The organism is Rhodopirellula maiorica SM1 (assembly GCF_000346295.1).
Classification (GTDB): Bacteria; Planctomycetota; Planctomycetia; order Pirellulales; family Pirellulaceae; genus Novipirellula; species Novipirellula maiorica.
In genome coordinates this window covers 1-1,980 of the sequence record NZ_ANOG01001114.1, presented here as the reverse complement: position 1 = coordinate 1,980, position 1,980 = coordinate 1, and the positions used below count along the sequence as shown (strand labels likewise).

At 57.7% G+C, this 1,980-nt stretch carries 2 protein-coding genes; one reads left to right on the top strand and one right to left on the bottom strand.

Going from position 1 to position 1,980, the window contains the following annotated elements; translation table 11 throughout:
* Positions 1-346: 346 nt before the first annotated feature.
* The gene (locus RMSM_RS35845) at positions 347-1,336 is read right to left on the bottom strand and encodes an AAA family ATPase (protein WP_008709621.1); all 990 of its coding nucleotides are present in this window, start codon (positions 1,334-1,336) and stop codon (positions 347-349) included.
* Between the two features lie 188 nt (positions 1,337-1,524).
* On the opposite strand from RMSM_RS35845, the gene RMSM_RS35840 reads away from it, so the two are divergent.
* The gene (locus tag RMSM_RS35840) at positions 1,525-1,923 is read left to right on the top strand and encodes a response regulator (RefSeq protein WP_008709620.1); all 399 of its coding nucleotides are present in this window, start codon (positions 1,525-1,527) and stop codon (positions 1,921-1,923) included.
* Positions 1,924-1,980: the final 57 nt, after the last annotated feature.

Here is a 1,980-nt window from a genome sequence, read left to right as displayed (position 1 = left end):
GCTGGGAGCTGGGAGCTGGGAGTTGGGAGACTAGGCTGCAAGCGAAACTCGCCGAGAGTTTCGTCAATGTGGGATAGGCTTCCAGCCTGTCATCGGGTGCAAGGCCTCCCTGCCTCCCTCCCCATTTTTCAATTTACAATTGTCAATTTAACTTTTTCAATCCTTCTCCCGCGTTGCCCAAGCACCGGAAGCCCACGACAACCAAAAGTCTCTGCGACTTTCGCTACTGGCTCCCGCCGCCTTCCCTCATTTTTCAATGTTCAATTGTCAATTTAACTTTTTCAATATCGCCACCGCATTCCCCCGCCGGATCGGCGTCGCTACCGCGACTTGATCCGGCCTACGCCTACGCCGCTTCGATCGTCGGCACGGCGATCTCGCCGAGGATCTCTTCGACGATCTTTTCCGCGGTCACCTTTCGCAATCGACTTTCCGGCCGGACGATCAAACGGTGGTTCATCACGGGAGCGACGATGCGTTTGACATCATCGGGCAACACATACGCTCGCCCGCGGATCGCTGCCATCGCTTGCGAACAACGGAACAACGCGATCGTCGCTCGCGGACTGCCGCCGAGCGCCAAGTCGTCATGCAACCGCGTCTGATGCACGATCTGCAACAAGTATTGGCGAACGCGAGGATCGACATGAACCCGCCGGATCTCCAACTGCGCCTGCACTAACTCTTCGGCCGCCGCGACCGGTTTCAAACCGTCCACCGGATGTGCCCCCTGCAGCATCTCTAACATCCGAAATTCTTCGTCCATTGAGGGATAGCCCAGCGAAAATCGCATCATAAAACGGTCCAACTGAGCTTCCGGCAGCGGGAAAGTTCCTTCGTGATCGACCGGGTTCTGCGTCGCGATCACCAAGAAAGGCGGCTTCAGCGAATGTGTTTTTCCGTCCACTGTCACGCACGACTCTGCCATCGCCTCTAACAGCGACGCTTGCGTTCGCGGCGTTGCCCGGTTGATCTCGTCCGCCAACAAAATTTGCGTGAAAACGGGTCCCGCCCGAAATTCAAATTCGCTCGTTTTCTGGTTAAAAATCGAGGTGCCTGTGACATCCGACGGCAGTAGGTCGGGGGTGCACTGAACCCGCTTGAAACTGCAGCCGACGCTGCGGGCCAACGCGCGAGCCAACATCGTTTTGGCGACCCCAGGCACGTCTTCCAACAAAATATGCCCGCCACTGAGCCACGCCACCAGCGACAGAACGCATTGTTTGCGTTTACCCACGATCGCCAGTTCGACGTTGCCGATGATCCGTTTGGCCAACTCGCCGACCGCGGCTGCCGCTGCGGGCGAGGCGTCCGGCCGATTCGGTGGAGTCGTCACAGGTGGTTTTGGCGGAGAAGGACTCACAGGCAGCCTATTCAGAACGACGCAAATGGAAGCCGCCAGCGGATTAAAATGGCACCGGCATCAAAGTTGCTAAGCTATAATAGTGTACTTGCTGGCTGCCCGTTTGGCAGTGCCCCGTAGACTTGTGCGACAGAGGGATCGTGCAAGCAGAGGACGTTCCAATGATGATTGTGCCAAACCTGCTCGTTACCGATGATGATTCGGCATTCCGTCGTGTCGTCTGCGAGGGGCTCACGCGCCGAGGTTTCCAGGTCAGCGAAGCGAGCGACGGCGACGAAGCCTTGCAAGTGATCCGCACGCGGCGAGTCCACTTGGCATTGGTCGACGTCCACATGCCTCGCGTCACCGGGCTGGATTTGATGCGACAGCTGGTCGACACCCCCGACCGTCCCGCCTGTGTACTGATGTCGGCGGAATTGGACGAACAGATCCGTCGCGAAGCCGAATCGATGCAGGCGTATCAAGTGCTAAGCAAGCCCATTCGGCTACACCAGTTATGTGACGTCGTGCTAGGCGCCCTAACCGACCTCTACGGCTGGTCCCCCACAAAACCCCGTTAAATCATTGTGGGATAGGCTTCCCAGCCTGTCATCGTGTGCAATGCATCGCGTCTTAAC

Bases quoted from the DNA above. Each gene is read 5' to 3' on its own strand.
- RMSM_RS35840 (WP_008709620.1), top strand. From the start codon at position 1,525: ATGATGATTGTGCCAAACCTGCTCGTTACCGATGATGATTCGGCATTC.